Origin of the sequence: Streptosporangium sp. NPDC049644, assembly GCF_040675205.1 — a bacterium.
Lineage (GTDB): Bacteria > Actinomycetota > Actinomycetes > Streptosporangiales > Streptosporangiaceae > Streptosporangium > Streptosporangium fukuiense.
On sequence record NZ_JBFAOJ010000005.1, the window covers coordinates 156,492 to 177,766 of the forward strand.

Genomic DNA, 21,275 nt, shown 5'->3' on the forward strand with positions numbered 1-21,275 from the left:
ACCGGACCCGGCCGGCCCATGGCTCAGAGCCTTCGATCCGTCACCAGGCGGAGCTGCCGGGCGGAACCCAGATGGTCCCCGTCGGGCCCCCAGGCGTCGATCCGCTCGTCGAGCCAGCCGTCGGCGCCCGCCTGATGCGTACGGGCGTGCAGGAGTACCCACGGCGACTCCGCCCGCGCGAGCCCGGCCCCCGGCCGTACGGTGAACTCGACGGTGGGAATGGGCAGCAATTCCGGCAGGACCGCGGAGTAGGAGGGCGCCAGCCCGTCCATCAGCAGGATCAGGCGATGCGCGTCCGGCGGCTCGGAGTCCTCCACCAGGCGGATCCAGGCGGTCAGCTCGGCGTCGGCTCCGCCCGAATACGGACGGTTCGGCCCCACCGCACGGATCTCCATGACCGTGGAGATGGCCACGAACTCGGGCGGGATCGTGAAGATCTCGCAGTCCTCCGGCAGCGGCACGGCCGGCGCGACGGGCGAGACGACCGGCCAGGAGGCGCGACCGGGAGACCCGAACATCGCCGAGGCGTCGACATGGACGCCCTGCCCCGTCGTCGCCCGGCCCGCGAGCGAGGAGAGCGTACGGCCGGAGCGCACCGGTGAGACCTCGACGCGGAACTCCCGGTAGAGGGGGCGGTGGTAGCGCGCCGTACTGCTCTGCAGCAGCGCACCCGGCACCTGCTCCCCCATCGCAGCCGTCAGCAGCGCGAGCGTCAGGCCACCGTGCACCCCGCCGAAACCCCACAGCTGCTTTCCCGGATCGACAAGGTCGTCCACCGGTTTCCTGAGCAGGGCGGCGACTTCCGCGGTCACGAGTTCTCCCCTCCCGAACGACGACGTACGCACAGGCCGGCCACGGCGGCCGCTGCCGTGGCCAGCAGCGTGAGGTGCCAGCCGGCGTCGAACGCGTCGAGCGCCTCCGCCGTGCCACGGGGCACGCCCAGTGCGGCGACCAGCATCGCGACACCGAGCACCGTGCCGACCTGCCGCGCCATGGTCACCACGCCGGAACCTGTCGAGAAGCTCCGCGGCGGGAGCGCGGTGACGGCGGCGCCGATCAGCGTGGGCAGGGTCAGGCCGACCCCGATGCCGGTGAGCAGCATGCCCGGCAGCATCCCCTGGGCGTATCCGGCATCCGGCGTCAGCTGCCAGGCCCACCAGGCGATACCGCCGGCGAAGAACACGCACCCGGCCACCGCGATCGGGCCTGCGCCCACCCGCCGCACGATCGGACCCGCGCCGATGGCCAGCGCCGGCACCATGATCGGACCCGGCGCGATGGCCAGGCCGGTGCGGAGTGCGGACCAGTGCCAGATCTGCTCACACCACAGCACCACCGAGAGCAGCATCGCCGCGAAGGCCACCGCGAAGAGGACGTTCGCCACGGTCGCCGGCCCGAAACCGGGGACGCGGAGCAGTGGCAACGGCAGCACCGGCGACGGATGGCGTCCCGACCGGTACACGAACCAGGCGAACAGCAGCGCGGCGACCGCCAGCGTCCCGGCGACCCCGCCGGGGCCCCAGTCGTCCCCCTTGACCAGGCCGAGGGCGAGGAGGGCGATCGCGGCGGTGAGGAGGGCCGCCCCCGGCAGATCCGGACGCGCCGTGTCGGCCCGGCCCCCGCCGGCCGTCCGCGGAAGTACCCGCGGTCCCGCGACCAGGACGGCGACACCGATCGGCACGTTCACCAGGAACACCCAGCGCCAGTCGAACTGGGTCAGCACTCCGCCCACGACGGGACCGAGCGCGGCGGCAAGACCGCTGATCGCCGTCCAGGCGCGGACCATCGAACCGCGCCGCTCGGGCGGGGCCGAGGCCAGCAGCAGCCCCAGCGAGGCGGGCATCAGCAGGGCCGCCCCGGCCGCCTGCGCCACCCGGGCCGCCACCAGCGTCCAGACTCCCGGCGCCACCGCGCACAGCACCGAGGCCACGGTGAAGACGGCGATGCCGACGAGGTAGGCGCGCCTGGGCCCGGTACGGTCCGCGAGGTTCCCCGCGGGCACGAGCAGTGCGGCGAAGACCACCGCGTAGGCGTTGAGAACCCACGACAGCGACGACAGCGAGGCGTCGGCGAAGTGCCCGCCGATCCGGGGCAGCGCGACATTGACTATGAAGACGTCCAGGTTGGACATCGCCACCCCCGCCGCGACAACGGCGAAGACCACACCGAGCCTGGGCCGGGCAGAGATCTCAGGGGGTACGACGGTCCGAGTATCCGGTGGGTTCACGATTCTCCTGTAGGGTTGGATTTTCCAACTAACCCAACGGGAGGACCGTAACAGCAGTCAGTTTGAAAATACAACCCTCCACTCGCGGGCGGCGGCCGCCCCGGGGGATGACGCCTACCGGCGGCGTTCGGGCGGACTGGTGACCCGCACGTGGTGCCCTGGCTCCCACGCTTGACAGTCGCCGGGAATCCCACCGGCTCCCGGAACGAGAGAGCGGGCCGATAGGGCGGACGACTCGGAGAACCCGCCGTTCCCGACCGGTGGACAGCCGGACACGCTCCTGTCGTGGCCGGCGGCCGTGGAGGTGCTGAGGCAGGCCGTTCTCGCCAGGGACTCGCGGGGAAGACGCGGATCCGCACCGCGGTCATGTCGGCGCCGGCGGTCGATCACCTGGCCGTGCCCGGGGCCGGGCGACTCGTGGTCGCGGGCGGCGGCCGGACGGAACCCCGGTGGAGCTGGTGACGGGGCGGCTCGTCGCCGACCCGGCCGACCAGCATCGCCACGCGGACATGTTCGGTGAACGGCCGGTGCCGCTCCAGGGCGCGGCGGATCCGCTCGGCGAAGAGCGGTCGCCGATCCGGCGCCGGCAGCCGGTCGACGGGAAGCGCCGAGTAGACGCCGCCGACGATCCGGTCGAGGTCGAGCTCGTCGGTGTAGTCGACGCCGATCTCGCGCACGCCGAATCCCGCGCCGGCCAGGCTGTCGCGGTAGCGCCGCCGGCTCGCCTCGTCGGTGCCGCAGGCATGGCCGACCTCGAACCCGAGCCACTGTTCCAGACAGCCGCGCAGCGCCCGCGACCAGGCGGTGTCCTGCAGCCACAGCGGAGTCCCGTTGGCCACCACGGCCACACCGCCGCCGGCGCGCCAGCGGAGCCAGCGCGCGGAACAGCTCGTCACGGTCCATCCAGTGCAGTGCCTGGCCGATGGTCACCGCGCCCACGGCCCGGTCGCCGAGCAGGGCGCCCAGCGCCGGTACGTCGGTGTCCGCCCCCAGCATCCAGCTCAGGTTCGTCAGGCCCCGCTCGCCCGCGGCCCGCCGGGCCCGGAGCAGCATGTCGGGCTCCGGATCCACGCCGACGACCGCACGCACCCGCTCGGCGATCGGCAGGGCCAGCTGGCCGGTTCCGCAACCGAGGTCGATCACGATGTCGTCCCGGGTCAGCTCGAACGCCTCCACCAGCGCGTCGATGGCGGCCCGGGGGTAACCGCGCCGATACCGGTGGTAGAAGTCCACCACTTCACCGCGAAAGCCCAGATCCATGCTCACAGCATGCCCGCCGGGGTCCCCGCCGCGACGGCGATTCGGCTCGCGGCGTCGGTCCGGCGGGAACCGGCGCCGCGTTCGCGGGCCGCGGGCAAGGTTCGCGTGGATTCGCACCCGGGCCGGCCGGCCGCCCTCGCGGAGCCTGCCCGGCGGATGGATTCCCCGCCGGACGAAGGTCCCCGCGGATTCCTCCGGGCCCCGGCTGGATAGGCTTCGGCCAAGCCGTTCGCGAGCGGATCGGCCCCGGTCGGGCCGACGGCGATCCGGGAGGTCCCATGACATACGACGTGGCAGCCGTACGGGCGTGTTTCCCCGCCCTCGACGAGGGCGCGGCGCACTTCGACGGGCCGGGAGGCTCGCAGGTTCCCGAGCAGGTGGCGGACGCCGTGGCCGGCGTCCTGCGGGCCGCCGTCGCCAACCGCGGTGCCGGAACCGTCGCCGAGCGCCGGGCCGACCGCATCGTGGCCGAGGCTCGCCAGGCGATGGCCGACCTGCTCGGTGGCACGCCGACCGGCGTCGTGTTCGGCCGGAGCATGACGCAGCTCACCTACGACATGGCCCGCACGCTCGCCAAGGGATGGCGTCCCGGTGACGAGGTCGTGGTCACCAGGCTGGACCACGACGCGAACATCCGCCCGTGGGTGCAGACCGCCGAGGCGCACGGGGTCGCCGTCCGCTGGGCCGACTTCGATCCGGAGCGCGGCGAGCTGGACGTCACCGCGATCGCCGGCCTGCTCACCGAGCGCACCCGGCTGGTGGCCGTCACCGCCGCGTCGAACCTGCTGGGCAGCCGGCCGGACATTCCGGCGATCGCCGAGCAGGTACACGCGGCCGGAGCGCTGCTCTACGTCGACGGCGTGCACCTGACCCCGCACAGCCCGGTCGACCTCCAAGGGCTCGGCGCCGACTTCTACGCCTGCTCGCCGTACAAGTTCCTCGGCCCGCACCTGGGCGTGCTCGCCGCCGACCCCGCACTGCTGGAGACCCTCCGCCCGGACAAGCTGTTGCCCTCCAGCGACGCGGTGCCGGAACGCTTCGAGCTGGGCACCCTCCCCTACGAGCTGCTCGCCGGCACGACGGCGGCGGTCGACTTCCTCGCCGGCCTGGTACCGGGCCCGGGCACCCGGCGCGAACGCCTGACCCGCTCGATGGCCGCGCTGGAGCGGCACGAGGAGGCCATGCTCGGGCGGCTCGACGCGGGCCTGGCCGGGATCGGCGGGGTGACCTCGTACGGCGCGGCCTCACGCAGGCGGACCCCCACTACGCTCTTCTCCATCGACCGCGTCAGACCCGCCGACGCCTACCTGTCCCTGGCCGAACGCGGCGTCAACGCGCCCGCCGGCCACTTCTACGCGCTGGAGTGCTCCCGCCACCTGGGCCTCGGCGACACCGGCGCCATCCGCGCCGGAATCGCGCCCTACACCGACGAGTCCGACGTGGACCGGCTCCTGAAGGGCATCCAGGAGCTGGCCGGGCAGGGCTGATCCCCAGAAGCAGCGCCCCGCGCCACGGACGTACTGGTCGCGGCCCCAAACGGCGGGAAAGTTCAGCCCGGTGATGACGGTTGAGCCATAGGCGCGGCCATCCGCGCACCATCTCCTGGGCAGGAGCCTCAGAGGCCGATCGCTTCGGGTGTTTCGGGGAAGGATCTCAGCATGTCAGTTGAGTTGAACCACACCATCGTGGCGGCCCGGGACAAGAAGGCGTCCGCCGAGTTCCTGGCGGGCGTCCTGGGCCTTGAGGTCGGGGCCCCCTACGGGCCCTTCATCCCGGTGGCGACCGGCAACGGCGTCACCCTGGACTTCGCCGACAGCCTCGAGGAACAGATCACCGCCCAGCACTACGCCTTCCTGGTCTCCGAGCAGGAGTTCGACGCCATCTTCGGACGGATCCAGCAGGCCGGCATCACCTACTACGCCGATCCCTTCCACCGGCAGGCCGGGCAGATCAACCACCACGACGGCGGCCGCGGCCTCTACTTCGAGGACCCGAACCGGCACAACCTGGAGATCATCACCCGCCCCTACGGCAGCGGCGGATGACACGAAGGCACCGACCCCGCCACGAGACCTTGCTCCGGCCCTACAGCGCACCGCGGGCAACCCTGCGCTCCTTTCGGAGGCGACGCTTCAGCTACGGCGATTCACGCTGAGCGATCTCGTACGGATCGCTTCAGCCCTACGGAGAACACCGGACGATCCGTAAGGGAGCGACTACGGTTCGCTCCCTTACGGCGGGACCGGAGCGCGCACACCCGACCGGCCAACTCATCGCTCCCCGCGCCCGGCGCGCGACGGTCGGCTGAACGCGGGTGACACCGGGGGATCGACCAGGCCCCTCGAACGAACCAGGTAGAGCGGAACCACGCCGAGCGGCACGCGTGGACGTGAGAGTCACCGGAGTCCGTTCTACGATGCGAGAAGAGCGGAACGCCGCCCCCCGCGCACCACGAGATGGCGCGTGCCGTTCCGCCGAGGCCGGACAGATGACGAGATCCTCCGGCGAAACCGACGGCGGAGGGCAGGGGCAACGGTGCGCACTTCTGACGGCCCGCCGGGAAACGGCGGGAAACGGAGCGAGACCGCCTCCTCCACGCTCAGTTCCACCGTTCTGCTGTACTGGCTCCTTGGCCTCACCGTGCTTCTCGTGGTGTCCGGCTACCTGAGCGACAGAGAGAGCCGGCTGGTCCCCTTCCTCATCATCCTGCCCGCCTTCGTCGCCGGGGTGGGGACGGTGCGGCAGACCGTCCTCACCGCCGGATGGGTCGTCCTCGTCGTTACCGGCTCGGTGCTCTACCACCCGCTGCAGACGGCCGCCAACCTGTCACTGATCGCCTTCTCCATCGTGCTCGGCGGGTTGAGCGTCGCGGGATGCCGGTGGCGGATCCGCAAGAACGAGGAGATCGCCCGGCTGCGCTCGGCGTCGGCGGCCCTGCAACGGCAGATCCTGCGTCCGCTGCCGTTGCTCACCGACCAGCTCCTGGTCGACGGGCTGTACGAGCCCGCCGAGGAGGACAGCATGGTCGGCGGCGACGTCTACGAGGTGGTGGCCTCGCCGTACGGCAGCCGGGTGCTCATCGCCGACGTCCAGGGCAAGGGCCTGCCCGCCATCGGCACCGCCTTCGCGGTGCTGGGCGCCTTCCGGGAGGCCGCCTTCCGGGAGCCGGACCTCCCCGCGGTGGTGGACGCCCTGGAGAACGCCGTGCTGCGGCACAACGCCTTCGCGAAGCAGACCGGCGACCCCGAACGCTTCGTCACCGCCCTCGTGCTGAGCGTCGACAGCGGGTACAAGGCCCAGGCCGTCAACTGCGGCCATGTTCCGCTGTACATCCTGTACGGCGAGCGGACCGGCCCGGTTCTCTTCCGTGATCCGGGTGTCCCCCTGGGGCTGGGCTCCCTCGCCTCGGAACCACGTCCCGTCGAATGGTTCGACTTCCCTTCCGGCGCGACCCTGCTGCTCTGCACGGACGGCGTCACCGAGGCCCGTGACCCGTCCGGCGCCTTCTACCCCCTGGAGGAGCGCCTGGCCCACTGGCGTGACGCCTCCCCCGAGCAGGTGGTCAGGACCCTGCGCGCCGAACTGCTCCGGCACACCCTGGGCAACCTCCGCGACGACCTCGCCGTACTGGCCGTCCGCCGGAACTCCCCGGCCGCCCACTGACCTTCCGTACACCGCGGCTGTTCGATCGCTGTCAGGTCGTGGACAGGGCGACCGTCGGGGACAGGCGGGCCGCGCGCATGGCCGGGTAGATGCCGGCGAGAGTGCCGATGACCAGGGTGGCACCGACCGCGCCGCCGATCGTCCACGGTGGCACGACGGGAGGCCAGTCACGGGACAGGGCATAGCCGACGGTGGCCAGGGTGCCCAGTGCGGCCCCGACGACGCCGCCCAGAGCGGACAGCAGCAGGGACTCCACCAGGAACTGAACGCGGACCTGGCCACGGGTGGCCCCCAGGGAGCGACGCAGGCCAATCTCCCGCCGACGTTCCAGCACCGAGATCACCATGGTGTTCGCCACGCCGACCCCGCCGACCAGCAGGGCGACCGCGCCGAGCCCCAGCAGCAGGTTGGTGAAGGCCCCGGCTGCGGCGGCCCTGGCGGCCAGCGCGTCGGATGGCCTGCTGACGTTCACCTCCCCCGGGTTCTCCGGGTTCACCGTCCGAGGCAGCACGGAGCGTACGTCCGTCACCGCCTCCTCGGCGGACCGCTCGTAGATCGTGGTGGGATGCCCGTCGAAGCCCAGCAGTTCCGCCGCGGCGGGGAACCCGATGAGCGCCGACCGTTCGATCTCGGGCGCGAGCGGCATCGGTTCCAGGATGCCGATGACCGTGAACCACCGGTCGCCCATCCACACCCGCACCCCGGTCCTGGTGATGCCCAGTCGCTCGGCGGATTTGGCACCCAAAACGACCACCGGTTGCCGTTCGGTGGCGGCGTTCAGCCAGGTACCGCGCTGGACGGTGCCCTCCAGCGTGCGGAGCAGTTCGACGGTGGCGGCCTGTACCGCGATGCCTCCGGTGACCGCTTCGGGAATGTAGCCGGTCCTACGCACCGACGTCCTGACGAGTCCGGTGGCCGAGGCGGTGCTCACCGGGCCGATGCGCTTGATCATCGCGACCGATTCCCTGGGCAGCTTGGCGTCCTTCCCGAAGATCGTCTGGCCCGGCGCCACGGTCAGCAGGTTGGTGCCCAGCCGGTCGAGCTGGCGGAGCAGTTCCTCCCTGGAGGAGGAGGAGATCCCGATCACCGCGATCATGGTGGCGATACCGATGGCGATGCCGAGCGCGGACAGGACCACCCTGGTCGGCCGGGCACGGAGCCCTACCGCGCCGACCCGCAGCACGTCGGAGAGGCTGAGCCTGGCAGGCTTCACGTCAGCACCTCCCCGTCCCGGACCCGTACCTGCCGGGGGCACCGGTCGGCGATCTCGCCATCGTGCGTGATGATCGCGACCGTGGTCCCGCCCTCGTGGAGCTCGCGCAGGATCTTGAGCACCTCGGCGCCCGAGGCGGAGTCGAGGTTGCCGGTCGGCTCATCGGCCAGCAGCAGCGGCGGGTCGCCGACGACGGCCCTGGCCACGGCCACCCGCTGCTGTTCTCCACCGGAGAGTTGGTCGGGCCGGTGGTCGAGCCGGTGCCCGAGGCCGACCCGCTCCAGGGCCGCCGCGGCCCGTGCGCGTCTGGCCCGCAGCGGCGTCCCGGTGTAGAGCAGTCCGTCGGCCACGTTGTCCAGGGCGCTCACTCCCGGCGCCAGATGGAACTGCTGGAAGACGAACCCGAGGTGGCGGGCACGCAGCGCCGACAGCTCGCGATCCGACAGGGTGGCGACGTCGTGGCCCGCGATCCGGACGGTCCCCGAGGTGGGCCGGTCCAGGGTCCCGATCATGTGGAGCATGGTGGACTTGCCCGAGCCCGACGGGCCGACGATGGCCAGCAGCTCGCCCTCCTCGACCAGCAGGTCCACCCCGCGCAGCACCTGGACATGGCCGTTGTAGGTCTTGGTCACCCCGCGTAGCTCGATGATGCTCATCCCTCCGGCACCCCGACCTTCATGCCCTCCCCGAGGCCCTCCCCGGTGATCTCGACCATGCCGCCGCCGAACGCCCCGACCTTCACCGGCACCGGCCGGGTACGGGAACCCTCGACGATCTCGACGCCGAACCCGCCCTCGCGCAGCGCGAGCAGCGCCTCCACCGGTACGGCGAGCACGTTCTCGCGCCGCTCGCTCACCAGCTCCACCTCGACGGGGGCCTGGTCCAGCCTGCTCTTCGGCTCCTTGGCGAGCGTGATCTCGACCTCGATGTACGTCCTCTCCGCCGCCTGCTTGGCCACCGTGCCCACGTCGGTGATGCTCCCCGCCGCCTGCTCGCCGTCGGGCAACTCCACGGTGACCTTCGTCCCCTTCTCGGCGAGCGTCTGGTCGCCCGCGTCGAGGTCGAGCCGGACCAGCCGGTTCAGGTCGCTGACGGCGAGGACCTGCCGCCCGGGGGCGGTCCTGCCACCGACCACGACTTTCACGTCGATCACCCTGACCGCCGAGGACAGGAACACCACCTGGGTGTCGTCCACCCGGCCGGTCTCGGTCAGCCCCCGGTCGGCCTGCCACTTTCGCACCGCGAGGTGGGTGGCGTAGTCGAAGTGCTCGTCCACGGTGAGGTTCTCGCCGTAGCCCAGCGTCCTGAGGTTGCGTTCGAGCTGCTCGACATCGGGTCCGTCGGAGACGCCCCGGCTCAGCGGCCGGTAGAGGGGCAGCCTGCCGTACATCAGGGTGACCGGCCGGCGATCGACCTTGAGCAGGGGGTGGCCCCGCCGCACCACCGCGCCGTCCTCTGGTACCCACGTCACCGTTCCGGCCGCGCCGGTGGTGAGATCGCGCCGGCCCGAGTAGGTGAGCGCGCCGGTCACGGTCTTGGTGTCCAGCAGGTCCTGCCTGGTGATCACCGCTGTGGCGGCGACCCGCTCCGTGGCGGGCGCGGCCACTTCGGTGCCGCCATCGGCCAGTACGGCCATCGCGGCCCCCGCGGCCACGATGGCCAGCAGAGCCGCCCCTGACAGGAGGGCTCCCTTTCTCACTGCCCGTCCCCCTGCATGGCGGGCTGGAACTCCTTGCAGGCCACCTCGGCCGCCTTCAACTTCTGCTCGCCGCCGTCGGGCAGCTTGAGCCTGAGCTTGCCGTTGGGGTCCGGGTCCTCCATCTCGATGCCCTGCTCGCGCATGCACTGCACGTACCTGACCATCTCGTCGCGCCGCTTCGGGTCGGCTGCCGCGCCCTTGCCGCCGGCCGCGTCCTCCATGAAGTGCTGGCACTCCTTCATCGCCTTCTCCAGCTTGCCCTCCTCCCCCTTCTGGGCCTGGACGCGGATCTTCCCGCTGCCGTCGGGGTCCGCCATGTCGACGCCGTTCTCGCGCATGCACCGGGCGAACCTCAGCTGCGCCTGCCCCTGATCCGCCGAAGCCGAAGCGGAAGCGGAAGCGGCGCCGTCCCCCTTGCCGGCGACACCCGAGGTGGTCGGAACCGCACCGCACCCCGCAAGCAGCAGCGGTACGGCGAGCAGCAACAGTCGAGCTTTCACGGCGATCTCCCTGGGTTGGTTGAGGGCCAACTTCAACGGAGACGGTGTTAGACCCGGGTAAGCACTTACCCGGCGCTAACACCCGGTGCGTCACTCTCGTCATCATGCGAGTGCTGATCGTGGAGGACGAAGAGCAGCTGGCCGACGCCGTCGCGCGGGGCCTGCGGCTGCACGCGATGGCCGTGGACGTGGTCTACGACGGCCGGGAGGCGCTGGAGCGGGCCGGGTACGTCGACTACGACGTCGTCGTCCTGGACCGTGACCTGCCCGAGGTACACGGCGACGACGTGTGCGCCGAGTTCAGGCACCGGAGCCGCGTCATCATGCTGACCGCGGCGGGACAGGTGCACGACAGGGTCGACGGGCTGACCCTGGGCGCGGACGACTACCTGGTCAAGCCGTTCGCGTTCACCGAGTTGGTCGCCAGGATCAGGACGCTGGCCCGCCGCTCCCTCCGTGTCGCCCCGCCGGTCCTGGAGCGGGCCGGGATCAGGCTCGACCCCGCCCGCCGTGCGGTCACCAGGGACGGACGGCCGATCGGACTGAACCGCAAGGAGTTCGACCTGCTGCGGGAGCTCCTGGCCGCCGACGGTGACCTGGTCACCTCCGCCGAGCTCCGCAGAAGGGTCTGGGACGAGTACGCCGAGGGCGGCACCGGCGTGTTGCGCGTCGCGATCACCTCACTGCGCAAGAAGCTCGGCGCTCCCCCGGTGCTGCACAACGTGCCGGGGAAGGGGTACCGGCTGTGAGACTCGGCCTGCGCATGCGGCTCACCCTGCTGTACGGCGTGCTGTTCTTCGTGGCCGGGTCGACCCTGGTCTGGTTCACCTACCTGCTGACCGCCAAGGCACTGAACCAGCGGTTCCTGACGGGAAGCCAGAAGATCATCGAGGAGGCGGAGGATCCTCCTCCGCAGCAGGCCCTCACCGGACTACGGCTGCGGACGCAGCCGCAGGACGTGGAGGCACGGGCGACCGGCGTCCTCGACGAGATGCTCCGCTCCTCGCTCCTGATCATGGTCCTCGTCGGAATCGTCGCGACCGTGGTCGGCTACCTGATCGCCGACCGCGCGCTCCGTCCTCTCGACCGGGTCACCGAGACCGCGCAGCGGCTCTCCGAGGGCAACCTGCACGAGCGGATCGCGCTGCGCGGACGGCCCCGGGACGAGATCAAACGGCTGGCCGACACCTTCGACGCGATGCTCGACCGGCTGCACCGGGTGTTCGAGGCCCAGCGCCGGTTCATCGCCAACGCCTCGCACGAGCTGCGCACCCCGCTGGCGATCAACCGCACGGTCCTGGAGGTCTCGCTGGAGGAGCCCGAGGCGTCACCGGACCTCAAGGCGCTGGCCCGCGCGCTGCTCGGTACCAATGCCCGCCACGAGCGGCTGATCGAAGGGCTGCTCCTGCTGGCCCAGTCCGAGCAGGAACTCACCTCGCGCAGGCCCCTCGAACTCGACCAGGTGGTACGCGCCGCCCTCGACCAGCTCGACCCGGTGCCCCGCAACCGGCCCGTCACCATCCACCGGGACCTGAGCCCGGTGACCGTCGACGGCGATCCGCTCCTCCTTGAGCGCGCCGTCTGCAACCTGGTGGAGAACGCGATCAAGTACAACGTGCGGGACGGGCAGGTCTGGATCTCCTGCGACCGGGGCGGCCTGGTGGTGGAGAACACCGGGCAGTCGGTCCCGCCGTACGAGGTGGCGGATCTCTTCGAGCCCTTCAGGCGGCTGCAGGGCGACCGCGTCCGCTCGGCACGCGGCGCGGGGCTCGGGTTGTCGATAGTCCGCGCCATCGTGGACGCCCACGGCGGCACGGTCGGCGCCACCGCACGCCCCGAGGGCGGCCTGCGCGTGGCGATCGCGCTACCCGTTCCCGCGACGCCGTCGACCGATTCCGGCGGTACCCGAATCCCCGTCCGAACCGGCTGACGGCGAACACTGCAAAAGCCCCGGCCGCCCCCGCGCTCCTTTCACAGGGGCAGCGCACCCTCGACCGGCTCCGACCCGAGAGCTACTCCCCGGTCAGCCGACCCAGTCGCTCGGTGGCCTCGATGTACTCCTCCACCAGCCCGAACACCACGTCCTTGGTCGACCGTACCTGGTTCATGGTCCCGATGATCTGACCCGCCGGGAAGGTGGCCAGCTCGGCGGCGTCGGAGCGGGCGATGCGGCGGAGCGCGTCGGAGATCAGCATGAACTGCAGCGGCATCGGCAGGGTGCCGGGCGAGTCGGGCGCCTCCCAGGCGTCGGTCCACTCGTTCCTGAGCAGCCGGGCGGGCTTGCCCGTCCACGAGCGGGAGCGCACGGTGTCGCGTGAGGTGGCCTCCAGGATGCGCTGCTTGGCCATCGCGGGGGTGTCGGCCTCCTCGACGGCGAGCCAGATGGAACCGGTCCACACCCCCTCGGCTCCGAGCGCCATGCCCGCCGCCATCTGGCGGCCGTTGCCGATGCCTCCCGCGGCCAGTACGGGCACGTCCACCGCGTCCACCACCTGCGGGATGAGCACCATCGTGGAGATCTCCCCGGTGTGCCCGCCCGCCTCGGTGCCCTGCGCGACGACGATGTCCACGCCGACCTCGACCTGCTTGACCGCGTGCCTGGGGGTGGACGCCAGCGCCGCCACCTTCACGCCCTTGGCGTGCGCCAGCTCGACCACGTCGGCGGGCGGCGGGCCGAGGGCGTTGGCCAGCAGCGCGATCGGGTGCCGCAGCGCCACCTCGACCTGCGGCCTGGCGGTGGCGTCGGTCCAGCCGAGCAGGGCCCGGCCGGCCTCCTCGCCGGACAGCGGGCCGACGCCGTGCGAGGTCAGCAGGTTGTCGACGAACGCGCGGTGCCCCTCGGGGATCATCCCCTGGAGCCGTCCCAGCAGGTCCTCGGGCGAGTCGACGCCCAGGTCGGCTCCCGCGTAGGAGGCGGGCATGACCACGTCGACGCCGTACGGCTTGCCGTCGACGTGGTCGTCGATCCACTTGAGCTCCATCTCGAGCTCTTCCGGGGTGAAGTAGAGCGCGCCGAGCACGCCCATCCCGCCGGCGCGACTGACCTCGACGACGACGTCCCGGCAGTGGCTGAAGGCGAATATCGGAAGTTCGATCCCGAGCATGTCCGTGACACGTGTCCGCATGCGCCCACGGTACGACCCGCCCTCAGCAAACTGCAACGTGTTCTAGTCTAGAATGTTTCGTCGGTATTGTTGGGAAAGCAAAACAATGCCGGGAAAGTACAACGAGAACCTGTTTCACCGAGGCATTCGGCGCCAGATCGCGCGCGGCAGCACGCGCATCACCGCGAAGAACACCCGCAGCCTGCCGGGAACCCAGACGACCTCGGCGTCGACGCGCAACCCGGCGATCACCGCGTCGGCGACCTGGCCCGGAGTGGACGACATCGGCGCGGGAGACATCCCCTCGGTCATCCTGCCGACCACGAAACCAGGCCGGACCACCATCACCCGGGCACCCGATCCGTGCAGGGCGTCACCCAGCCCCTGCGCGAACCCGTCCAGGCCCGCCTTGGCCGAGCCGTACACGAAGTTGGCCCGGCGCACCCGCACCCCGGCCACCGAGGAGAGCACCACCAGCGTGCCGTGGCCCTGCTCGCGCAGCCGCCGCGCGGCGAAGAGCCCGGCGGACACATGCCCGCCGTAGTTGACCGCGACCGCCTCGGCGGCGGCCACCGGATCGGCGTCGTAGGTCCGCTGGCTGCCCAGCACGCCGAAGGCGGGGATGACCACGTCCAGGTCGCCGACCAGCTTCGCGGCGGCCTCGATCACCTCGCCGTGCGTCTCGGGCCGGGAGGCGTCGAAGTCCAGCAGGTGCACCTCGGCGGCCCCGATCACCGGGGGCGGCCCGGCGGTGGCGTCACGGGCGGCGAGCACGACCCGGCGGGCACCGTCGCGGACCAGCCGCTCGACGATCGCCAGCCCGATCTCGCTGCGCCCGCCCAGCAGCAGCACGGTGTCCACCGCGCCCAGGGCGTTCTTCATCCGACCAACCTCCTCATCGGCGTCCCGGAACCGGTTCTCACAGGGAGAGTCTTCTCGCCAGGTCCGAGCGGAACACCCCGCCCGGATCCACCTCGTCACGGACCGCCCGCCACTCCGCCAGCCGGGGGTACATCGCGGCCATCGTCTCGGCCGACATCCGCGAGTCCTTGGCCAGGTAGATCCGCCCGCCCGCCCCGGCCACCCAGCCGTCGAACTCGCGCAGCAGCCCGGCCAGCCCGCGCCGGCCGGCGGGGATGTCCAGGGCGAGCGTCCAGCCGGGAGCCGGGAACGACAGCATCCCCGGCGTGCCGGGACCGAACCGCTTGAGCACCGTGAGGAAGGAGACCACCCCGAGAGCCGACAGCCGCGAGACGATCCGCCGCAGCGTCGCCTCCTCGCCGAACGGCACCAGGAACTGGTACTGGACGAAGCCGTGCGAGCCGTAGACCCGGTTCCAGCCGTCCACCGAGTCCAGCGGGTGGAAGAACGGCGCGAGCCCCTGGATGAGACCGGTGCCGGGACGCGACTTCCGGTACCAGGCCTCGTTGAAGGCCCGTACGGTCACCTGGTTGAGCAGCCCGTTCGGCGCCCAGGCGGGGGCCCTCACCACGGAACCGGGAGCGAACGCCAGCGGGTCGGCGCCACGCGGCAGTTCGTCGCGGGTCGCGTGGTCTCCCCTGGTGAGCACGCTGCGGCCCATCCGGGCGCCCGCGGCGAGCAGGTCGATCCAGGCGACCGTGTAGCGGTAACGGTGATCGGTGGCCGCCATCGTCTCCAGCGTGTGGTCCAGGTCCCGGGTGCGCGCCACGTCCACCCGTACCCGGGAGGTCTCGATCGGCAGGCACTGGAACACCGCCTCGGTGATCACACCGGTGAGCCCCATCCCGCCGACCGTGGCCCAGAACAGGTCGTCGCCCGGTGCCAGCGTACGGCCGACGCCGTCGGCCGTGACGAGGGTGAGGGAGCGCAGGTGGGCGCCGAAGGAGGAGTCGGCGTGGTGGTTCTTGCCGTGCACGTCGGCCGCCACGGCCCCGCCGACCGTCACGTACCTGGTGCCCGGGGTGACCGGGACGAACCAGCCCAGGGGCACCAGGGCGGTCATCAGATCGTGCAGGCTCAGCCCGCCGGCGGCGGTGACCAGGCCGGTCGTCCCGTCCAGGGACCACGAGGTCAGCGCGGTGCAGTCGAGGACCAGGCCGCCGGAGTTCTGCGCGGCGTCGCCGTAGGAACGGCCGAGCCCCCGGACCGCGACGCCTCGGCCCGGTGCCCGCCGTACCAGCTCGGCGACCTCCTCGGCGGAGCGGGGCCTGGCCAGCCGCGCGGGGGTCGGCGCGGTACGGCCCCAGCCGGTCAGGAAGGTCATCGAACCTCCTTGAGCGTGGAGAACTCGGGCTTCGGCCCCGGGGAGGAGGTCAAGGCAGGTAGATCCCGAAGGCGAGCAAGACGAGCAGGAGCGCGACGAACACCTGCGTGGGCCGGTCGCGCAGGGCGAGTTCCTCGGGCTCCTCCCCCACGCCCCGGTCCACCAGCAGATTGTGCCGCAGCACGATGAGCAGGAAGGGCACGATGCTGATCCCGTAGAACGGTCCGGGGTGGTCGTTGAGCGCCCACAGGCAGTAGGTCACGATCATGGCGCCTGACGACATCAGCCGGACGCCGGACAGGTAGCCGGGAGTGTAGGCGGCCAGGATGGCACGGGTGGAGTTGCCGCCGCCGGCGGCGCGCAGCTCGGCCTCCCGCTTGCCCGCCACGAGCTGGAGCGAGCCGAGCGAGATCACCACAAGGAACCAGCTCGTCACCGGCACGTCCACGGCGACCGCCCCGGCGAAGGCGCGGATCACGTGGCAGCCCGCGACCGCGACCAGGTCCACCACCACCTCGTGCTTCAGCCAGTAGGTGTAGGCGAAGGTCAGCACCAGGTATCCGACGACCACGGCCGGCAGCCGCCAGTCACCCGACAGCGCGGCGAACACCGGGGCGAGCACGACGAGCAGGACTCCGACGGTCCATGCGAGCCGTACCGAGACCAGACCTGCGGCGATGGGGCGGTGGCGCTTGCGCGGGTGGCGGCGGTCGGCCTCGACGTCGGCGGCGTCGTTGAGCAGGTAGGTGCCGCCGGCGGCCAGGCAGAACGCCACGAAGGCGATCAGCGCGCCGAGCAGGCCCTGGACGGTCCCCAGTACGCCGGCCGCCGCCGGGGCCGCGAACACCAGGGCGTTCTTCAGCCACTGGCGCGGGCGGCAGGCCCGGACGAGGGCGACGGGCGAGAAGCGCCGGGCGTCCGCTTCCGGAGCGCCGGGGAAGGTGGGCTCCGGCGCGGCCAGAGCGGCCGCCGGCGGACTCGCCGACGGCCACGCGGCCACCGCCTTCTCGTTCACCGGATCCTGGCTCGCCAGGATCCGGTCGCCGGAGCTCACCGCATTCCGATCGTCAGCCCCGGCCGGTCCTGCGGACCAGGAGGAATCCGGTGACCAGCAGGGCGAGGCCCACCAGCAGCAGGATCACCGGGATCGTCACCTTGAGCAGGGTGATCTGGCTCTTGCCCTCGGTGGCGTTGCGCACCAGCTCGTCGACGGTCTGCGGGGTCATCTTGGCCGTCGCCGCGAAGGCGATGATGCTGTGGGCGCCGTCCTGGGTCCTCAGCACGTCGTTGCGCTGCTGCTCCTGCTTGACCGGCGAGCCGGTGACCGGCTCGATCCAGTAGGTGTTCTTGCCCTCGTAGAACCGGTCCACCTGGACGTCGCCGGTCACGTCCGTCACGCCCATGATCGAGGCGGGGACGGTGCGGGTCTCGGTCTTCGTCTCCGGAGCCACCTGCTCGAACTTGTACGCCGGCAGGCCGTTGACGTCCTCCTCGCCGACGAACGTGGCGTCGAAGGCCATGCCCGCGGTGGAGTTGAAGACCTTGTAGGTCTTCTTCTCGACGTCGAAGGGGAACTTGTAGATCTGGCCTTCGAGCTTGCTGGGCTTCTTGTCGATGTTCACCGCGCAGCAGTTGATGCCCTCGCCGGTGTACTTGTTGAAAGCGCTGCGCCGCTCGCCGAGCGAGATACCCGGGTTACCGTTCGTCGCGTCGTTGACCGCGGTGAACTCGTCCCAGACGACCCGGTCGCCCTGGGACTGGGACACATCCCCACGGGTGGTGACGGTGATGGCGAGGTCGCCGGTCATCACCTTGAGGTCCTTGGCGCTGAAGTACTGCGCCCCGGTGGCCTCCAGCTTACTGATCCCGTACTGGGCGGCCGGGGCCGCGATCAGGCTGCCGCCGATCTGGAAACGCACCAGCGGCGCGAGCACGATGAGGAACGCCCCGACGGCTAACAGGATTACTCCGACGACCCGACGCATCTACCCTCCTGGGGGATTACAGCATGGGGGGTTTGGGGGGAAATATGTGGATTGACAAGGCTACTGACCAGTATGTTAGGTGCAGGGAGTGATCGACGTCACCGGGGGATGCGGAAAAGTGACCGAAACAAGTTCTAGATCGGAACGGCTCTCTCCGCAGGCTCCACCCAAAATAGTCGGTCATCTGGACACTCTGGACGGCGTGCGCGCCGTCGCCTCGCTCGCGGTGCTCGTCTTCCACGTCGCGAGCGAGTCCGGTGCCGCGCTCCGCGAGGGTTTCACCGGCGCGCTGCTCTCCCGCGGCGACGTGGCGGTGCCGATCTTCTTCGCGCTCTCCGGACTGCTGCTCTACCGGCCCTACGCGGCCGCGCTGCTGTGCCGGACCCCCGCCGTCCACACCCTCGCCTACCTGTGGAAGCGGGCGGTGCGCATCCTGCCCGCCTACTGGCTGGTGGTCGTGGTGGCCATGTTCATCTGGTCACGCGACCACACCTCCGACGCCTGGAGCTGGCTGACGCTGCTGACCCTCAACCAGAACTACGTCACCGAGACCTGGTGGTTCGGCCTGGGGCCCAAGGGCCTGGCCCAGATGTGGAGCCTCTCGGTCGAGGTGGCCTTCTACGTCCTGCTCCCCCTGCTCGCGGCGGGCCTGGCCGCCTTCGCCCGGCGCGGCGGGGCGGACGTGCACCGGCGGGCCCGGCGGCTGCTGGCGGGCCTGGGCGCGCTGATCGCGCTCTCCTACGCCTGGACGCTGCTGACCTACTACCCGGAGTACCGTCCCTTCCTGAACAGCTGGCCGCCCCGCTCGATGATCTTCTTCGCGGCGGGGATGGCGCTGGCCGTGGTGCTGGCCTGGATACGCGCCACCCCGGACGCCGACTCCCCCGCCCGGCGTTTCGAACGGGCGGTGTGGGCCTCCCCCGGCTCGTGGTGGCTGGTCGCCGCCCTGGCGTACGCCGTCGCCGCCTCCCCCGTGACCGGAACCCGCTTCCTCGGCATCGACGGCGTCTGGTCGGGCCTGTTCGAGCTGACCCTCTACGCGATCGTGGCCCTGTGCCTGCTCGTCCCGGCCACGCTGCCGCCGCCGGGCGACTCACCGGTGAAGGTCCTGCTCGCCAACCCGGTGATGAGCTTCCTCGGCCGCATCTCCTACGGCGTCTTCCTCTGGCAGTTCGTGGCCATCTACCTGTGGTACGGCTTCACCGAGCAGCAGCAGTTCTCCGGCAACTTCCTGGGCAACCTGGTGCCCGTCACCGTCATGACGCTCCTGATGGCCACCCTGACCTACCGGTTCGTGGAACAGCCCGCCCAGCGCCTCAACCGCCTCATGCGCCCGCCCCTCCGCCCCGAACCGGCCGAGGGATCTGAGCGGCGCCCCCAGGGCTAGGAGGGCTGCCCGCCCTGGGGGACCGGGGCCCCGAGGGCGACGCCGGTCAGGCAGAGCGGGGCCGTCGGGTCGTTCATCACGATGTTCATGCCCTTGCTCACCCCGGTCACCGGGAAGTGGACGAGCCCGCCCGAGGTCTCCTTCAGGCTGAGCACGATCCGTTCCTCACCGACCTCCACGGTCACCGAGACCGGCCGATCGGAGATGTAGGCCAGCGCGCCCGCGGTGGCCTTCCCCCCGAAGGAGATCGCGTCGGGGAAGAACGCGGTGCCGTCCAGGGTCGGCATGCACCGCTCGCCCTCGCCCCGGGCGGCGAAGAAGCCGAAGACGCTCATCGGCACCAGCCTGCCGTCCTTGTCGAAGACCCGCGCGTCCTCCGACGGTTCCGGATGCGTCATCCGGACCCGTATGGCCGGGCGGGCCAGCGGAGCGAGCAGGTGGCTGCTGAGCCGCCGTTCACCGTTCACCGGCAGCACGATGTCGTCGGGAAGCGGGGTCGGATAGATCACCACGTTCTCCGGCGCCGCGGCGAGCTGTTCCCTCGCCGTTTCCAGGTAGGCCCGGACCCGGTCGCCGGTGAGGGTGTCCCGGTAGGCCCCGATCGAGACCATCGACAGGATGAGGTAGGCGCCCGAGGTCAATCCCGCGACCAGGGAGAGCGAGGACGGTGCGGGCAGCGCGCGCCGGTAGGCACCGCTCTCCCCCTCGACCGGCAGCAGGGCGAGCCCCAGACAGATCGCCAGGATCACGACGGCGTCGGCGACGTAACGGGTCTCCAGGCCCACCAGTGACGTGTAGCTGCCCCGGGCGATCACCGTGGGGACGGCGTCGGCGAGCAGCAGGTAGCCGGCCAGGATGATCCAGGCCCGCAGTGCGCGGCGCCGGTAGAGGACGGTGACCACCAGCAGGGTCGCCAGGATCACCCAGGAGCCGATGACGAGGGCGTCGGCGGGCTCGGCCAGACCGCCGACCGCGGTCGGCGACCAGTCGATCGGGCCACCGATCGCCCCGCTGGGGAACGTCCGGCCCAGCAGGAGCGAGAGCAGTTCGGTGGTCACGTCGGGATCGGGCATCGACGCGCCCTCTCCCGGCGCGGTGCCCCTCCTGGCGAGGTAGAGGATCGTATAGGCGGCGAGCGCCAGCACGTGCGCCGACCAGAGCCGCCAGTGCCGCCGTACCTCGCCGAACGCCGAGGCGATCCAGCCCGTCTCCCTCTCTCGCAGAAAGGCCGTGGTCAGGGCGAAGAGCAGGAAGGTGACGAAGACCCCCTTGGTACTGAAGGCCATCCCGGCCCCGCACCAGGCCAGCGCACGCCAGCCGTACCGGCCGCCCTCGCCCCGGCTGAAGCGGAGCTGGTCGGTCAGCGCGAGGACGAGGACGAGCTGGAGCGGGACCGCGTTGATGGCGGCCGCCCACCAGCCGAACGCCGGGATCGTCAGCGGGGAGAACAGGATCAGGATCAGCAGCGGCAGGATCGCCGGCCGGGTGCCGAACAGGTTCCGCAGCAGCCGGAGCGTCAGCACGCTGAGCAGCACCTGCGCGACGAACGTGACCCCTGCCACCAGCAGCCAGTCATAGGGCGCCAGCCGTGAGAGCACCCAGGTCAGCGCGAGGGCGCCGGGCATGAAGTGACCCTTGTGCACCCGGGTCACGAAGTCGAGGGTGAGGTCGCTCCGGTAGGCGTCGCCGACGAAGAGCAGGTCGTCCTCGACGAAGTAGGAGTCGCGCAGGATCAGCAGCCGCAGCACCAGCGACACCACGACGAGCAGGGCGGCACCGAGCAGCACCGGGCTGCGGAGGGCGGCCAGCCAGCCGGGCAGCGCGATCCGCAGCGCCGGTGGCTCCGGCCGCTCCGGCCGTTCTGTCTCCGTGGCCTCCACTGGCCCTCCCCTGCTGTCCCCGTGTTCCGGCGGAACACCTTACGAGTGTGGAAAGTTCGCTGGCAATGCGGTGTTATGCTCCGCCCCACCTGGTTTGTTCTACTCCGTAGAG

The 21,275-nt window shown here is 71.3% G+C and carries 19 protein-coding genes and 1 pseudogene; 6 read left to right on the forward strand and 14 right to left on the reverse strand.

The window, feature by feature from the left end:
* Window positions 1–23: 23 nt before the first annotated feature.
* The 4 genes and pseudogenes from AB0J58_RS04545 to AB0J58_RS04560 form a co-directional block, all read right to left on the reverse strand.
* Entirely contained in the window at window positions 24–812 is a 789-nt protein-coding gene (locus AB0J58_RS04545) for a thioesterase family protein (protein ID WP_364210171.1), read from the reverse strand.
* Window positions 809–2,227: an MFS transporter gene (locus AB0J58_RS04550; protein ID WP_364210174.1), complete on the reverse strand. Its 1,419-nt coding sequence runs from the start codon at window positions 2,225–2,227 to the stop codon at window positions 809–811. Before AB0J58_RS04550 ends, AB0J58_RS04545 begins: the two co-directional genes overlap by 4 nt.
* A gap of 386 nt (window positions 2,228–2,613) precedes the next feature.
* The gene (locus tag AB0J58_RS04555; RefSeq protein WP_364210177.1) at window positions 2,614–3,123 is read right to left on the reverse strand and encodes a hypothetical protein; all 510 of its coding nucleotides are present in this window, start codon (window positions 3,121–3,123) and stop codon (window positions 2,614–2,616) included.
* Window positions 3,124–3,145: 22 nt separating this feature from the next.
* Window positions 3,146–3,772 (reverse strand): annotated as a pseudogene (locus AB0J58_RS04560) (methyltransferase domain-containing protein); the annotation flags it as partial.
* Here AB0J58_RS04560 and AB0J58_RS04565 point away from each other — a divergent pair.
* From AB0J58_RS04565 to AB0J58_RS04575, 3 genes are all read left to right on the forward strand, one after another.
* Window positions 3,766–4,974, forward strand: coding sequence for a cysteine desulfurase-like protein (locus AB0J58_RS04565; RefSeq protein WP_364210180.1), 1,209 nt, complete (start codon window positions 3,766–3,768; stop codon window positions 4,972–4,974). The pseudogene AB0J58_RS04560 and the gene AB0J58_RS04565 sit on opposite strands and share 7 nt — an antisense overlap.
* A 171-nt stretch (window positions 4,975–5,145) precedes the next feature.
* The gene (locus AB0J58_RS04570) at window positions 5,146–5,532 is read left to right on the forward strand and encodes a VOC family protein (RefSeq protein ID WP_364210183.1); all 387 of its coding nucleotides are present in this window, start codon (window positions 5,146–5,148) and stop codon (window positions 5,530–5,532) included.
* A 490-nt stretch (window positions 5,533–6,022) separates the two neighbouring features.
* Window positions 6,023–7,150, forward strand: coding sequence for a PP2C family protein-serine/threonine phosphatase (locus AB0J58_RS04575; protein ID WP_364210186.1), 1,128 nt, complete (start codon window positions 6,023–6,025; stop codon window positions 7,148–7,150).
* Window positions 7,151–7,181: 31 nt separating this feature from the next.
* Here the strand turns inward: AB0J58_RS04575 and AB0J58_RS04580 are convergent, their stop codons facing one another.
* Genes AB0J58_RS04580 through AB0J58_RS04595 form a run of 4 tightly spaced genes read right to left on the reverse strand, consistent with a single transcriptional unit; the run spans window position 7,182 to window position 10,562 of the window.
* Complete coding sequence (locus AB0J58_RS04580; protein WP_364210189.1) at window positions 7,182–8,363, reverse strand: ABC transporter permease; 1,182 nt, start codon at window positions 8,361–8,363, stop codon at window positions 7,182–7,184.
* A complete protein-coding gene (locus tag AB0J58_RS04585; RefSeq protein ID WP_364210192.1) occupies window positions 8,360–9,019 on the reverse strand; it encodes an ABC transporter ATP-binding protein in 660 nt (219 codons plus the stop codon). The genes AB0J58_RS04580 and AB0J58_RS04585 overlap by 4 nt, the downstream gene beginning before the upstream one ends.
* Window positions 9,016–10,062: a peptidoglycan-binding protein gene (locus AB0J58_RS04590; protein WP_364210195.1), complete on the reverse strand. Its 1,047-nt coding sequence runs from the start codon at window positions 10,060–10,062 to the stop codon at window positions 9,016–9,018. The genes AB0J58_RS04585 and AB0J58_RS04590 overlap by 4 nt, the downstream gene beginning before the upstream one ends.
* Entirely contained in the window at window positions 10,059–10,562 is a 504-nt protein-coding gene (locus AB0J58_RS04595; protein WP_364210198.1) for a hypothetical protein, read from the reverse strand. Before AB0J58_RS04595 ends, AB0J58_RS04590 begins: the two co-directional genes overlap by 4 nt.
* A 104-nt stretch (window positions 10,563–10,666) precedes the next feature.
* Here AB0J58_RS04595 and AB0J58_RS04600 point away from each other — a divergent pair, with 104 nt between their 5' ends.
* Window positions 10,667–11,311 carry a response regulator transcription factor gene (locus tag AB0J58_RS04600; protein ID WP_364210201.1) on the forward strand — a complete coding sequence of 215 codons (645 nt, stop codon included), beginning with the start codon at window positions 10,667–10,669 and terminating at the stop codon, window positions 11,309–11,311.
* Window positions 11,308–12,492, forward strand: a complete 1,185-nt coding sequence (locus AB0J58_RS04605) for an ATP-binding protein (RefSeq protein WP_364210204.1) — start codon at window positions 11,308–11,310, stop codon at window positions 12,490–12,492. The genes AB0J58_RS04600 and AB0J58_RS04605 overlap by 4 nt, the downstream gene beginning before the upstream one ends.
* Window positions 12,493–12,574: 82 nt before the next feature.
* On the opposite strand, the gene AB0J58_RS04610 is transcribed toward AB0J58_RS04605, so the two are convergent.
* From AB0J58_RS04610 to AB0J58_RS04630, 5 genes are all read right to left on the reverse strand, one after another.
* Complete coding sequence (locus tag AB0J58_RS04610) at window positions 12,575–13,687, reverse strand: nitronate monooxygenase family protein (protein WP_030907113.1); 1,113 nt, start codon at window positions 13,685–13,687, stop codon at window positions 12,575–12,577.
* A 114-nt stretch (window positions 13,688–13,801) separates the two neighbouring features.
* A complete protein-coding gene (locus AB0J58_RS04615; RefSeq protein ID WP_364210207.1) occupies window positions 13,802–14,548 on the reverse strand; it encodes an SDR family NAD(P)-dependent oxidoreductase in 747 nt (248 codons plus the stop codon).
* 37 nt (window positions 14,549–14,585) lie between these two features.
* Window positions 14,586–15,911, reverse strand: coding sequence for an FAD-binding oxidoreductase (locus AB0J58_RS04620; RefSeq protein WP_364210210.1), 1,326 nt, complete (start codon window positions 15,909–15,911; stop codon window positions 14,586–14,588).
* Window positions 15,912–15,960: 49 nt separating this feature from the next.
* Window positions 15,961–16,965: a decaprenyl-phosphate phosphoribosyltransferase gene (locus AB0J58_RS04625; RefSeq protein WP_364210213.1), complete on the reverse strand. Its 1,005-nt coding sequence runs from the start codon at window positions 16,963–16,965 to the stop codon at window positions 15,961–15,963.
* Window positions 16,966–16,978: 13 nt separating this feature from the next.
* Complete coding sequence (locus tag AB0J58_RS04630; RefSeq protein ID WP_343973658.1) at window positions 16,979–17,896, reverse strand: DUF3068 domain-containing protein; 918 nt, start codon at window positions 17,894–17,896, stop codon at window positions 16,979–16,981.
* Window positions 17,897–18,098: 202 nt separating this feature from the next.
* Here AB0J58_RS04630 and AB0J58_RS04635 point away from each other — a divergent pair, with 202 nt between their 5' ends.
* Window positions 18,099–19,283: an acyltransferase gene (locus AB0J58_RS04635; RefSeq protein ID WP_364210216.1), complete on the forward strand. Its 1,185-nt coding sequence runs from the start codon at window positions 18,099–18,101 to the stop codon at window positions 19,281–19,283.
* Here the strand turns inward: AB0J58_RS04635 and AB0J58_RS04640 are convergent.
* Window positions 19,280–21,163, reverse strand: a complete 1,884-nt coding sequence (locus AB0J58_RS04640; RefSeq protein WP_364210219.1) for a hypothetical protein — start codon at window positions 21,161–21,163, stop codon at window positions 19,280–19,282. The genes AB0J58_RS04635 and AB0J58_RS04640 overlap by 4 nt on opposite strands.
* Window positions 21,164–21,275: the final 112 nt, after the last annotated feature.

What these genes read in the sequence shown, in the direction of transcription:
- AB0J58_RS04565 (WP_364210180.1), top strand. Translation starts at nt 3,766, where the DNA reads ATGACATACGACGTGGCAGCCGTACGGGCGTGTTTCCCCGCCCTCGAC.
- AB0J58_RS04570 (WP_364210183.1), top strand. Translation starts at nt 5,146, where the DNA reads ATGTCAGTTGAGTTGAACCACACCATCGTGGCGGCCCGGGACAAGAAG.
- AB0J58_RS04585 (WP_364210192.1), bottom strand. Translation starts at nt 9,019, where the DNA reads ATGAGCATCATCGAGCTACGCGGGGTGACCAAGACCTACAACGGCCAT.
- AB0J58_RS04600 (WP_364210201.1), top strand. Translation starts at nt 10,667, where the DNA reads ATGCGAGTGCTGATCGTGGAGGACGAAGAGCAGCTGGCCGACGCCGTC.
- AB0J58_RS04610 (WP_030907113.1), bottom strand. Translation starts at nt 13,687, where the DNA reads ATGCGGACACGTGTCACGGACATGCTCGGGATCGAACTTCCGATATTC.
- AB0J58_RS04615 (WP_364210207.1), bottom strand. Translation starts at nt 14,548, where the DNA reads ATGAAGAACGCCCTGGGCGCGGTGGACACCGTGCTGCTGCTGGGCGGG.
- AB0J58_RS04620 (WP_364210210.1), bottom strand. Translation starts at nt 15,911, where the DNA reads ATGACCTTCCTGACCGGCTGGGGCCGTACCGCGCCGACCCCCGCGCGG.
- AB0J58_RS04630 (WP_343973658.1), bottom strand. Translation starts at nt 17,896, where the DNA reads ATGCGTCGGGTCGTCGGAGTAATCCTGTTAGCCGTCGGGGCGTTCCTC.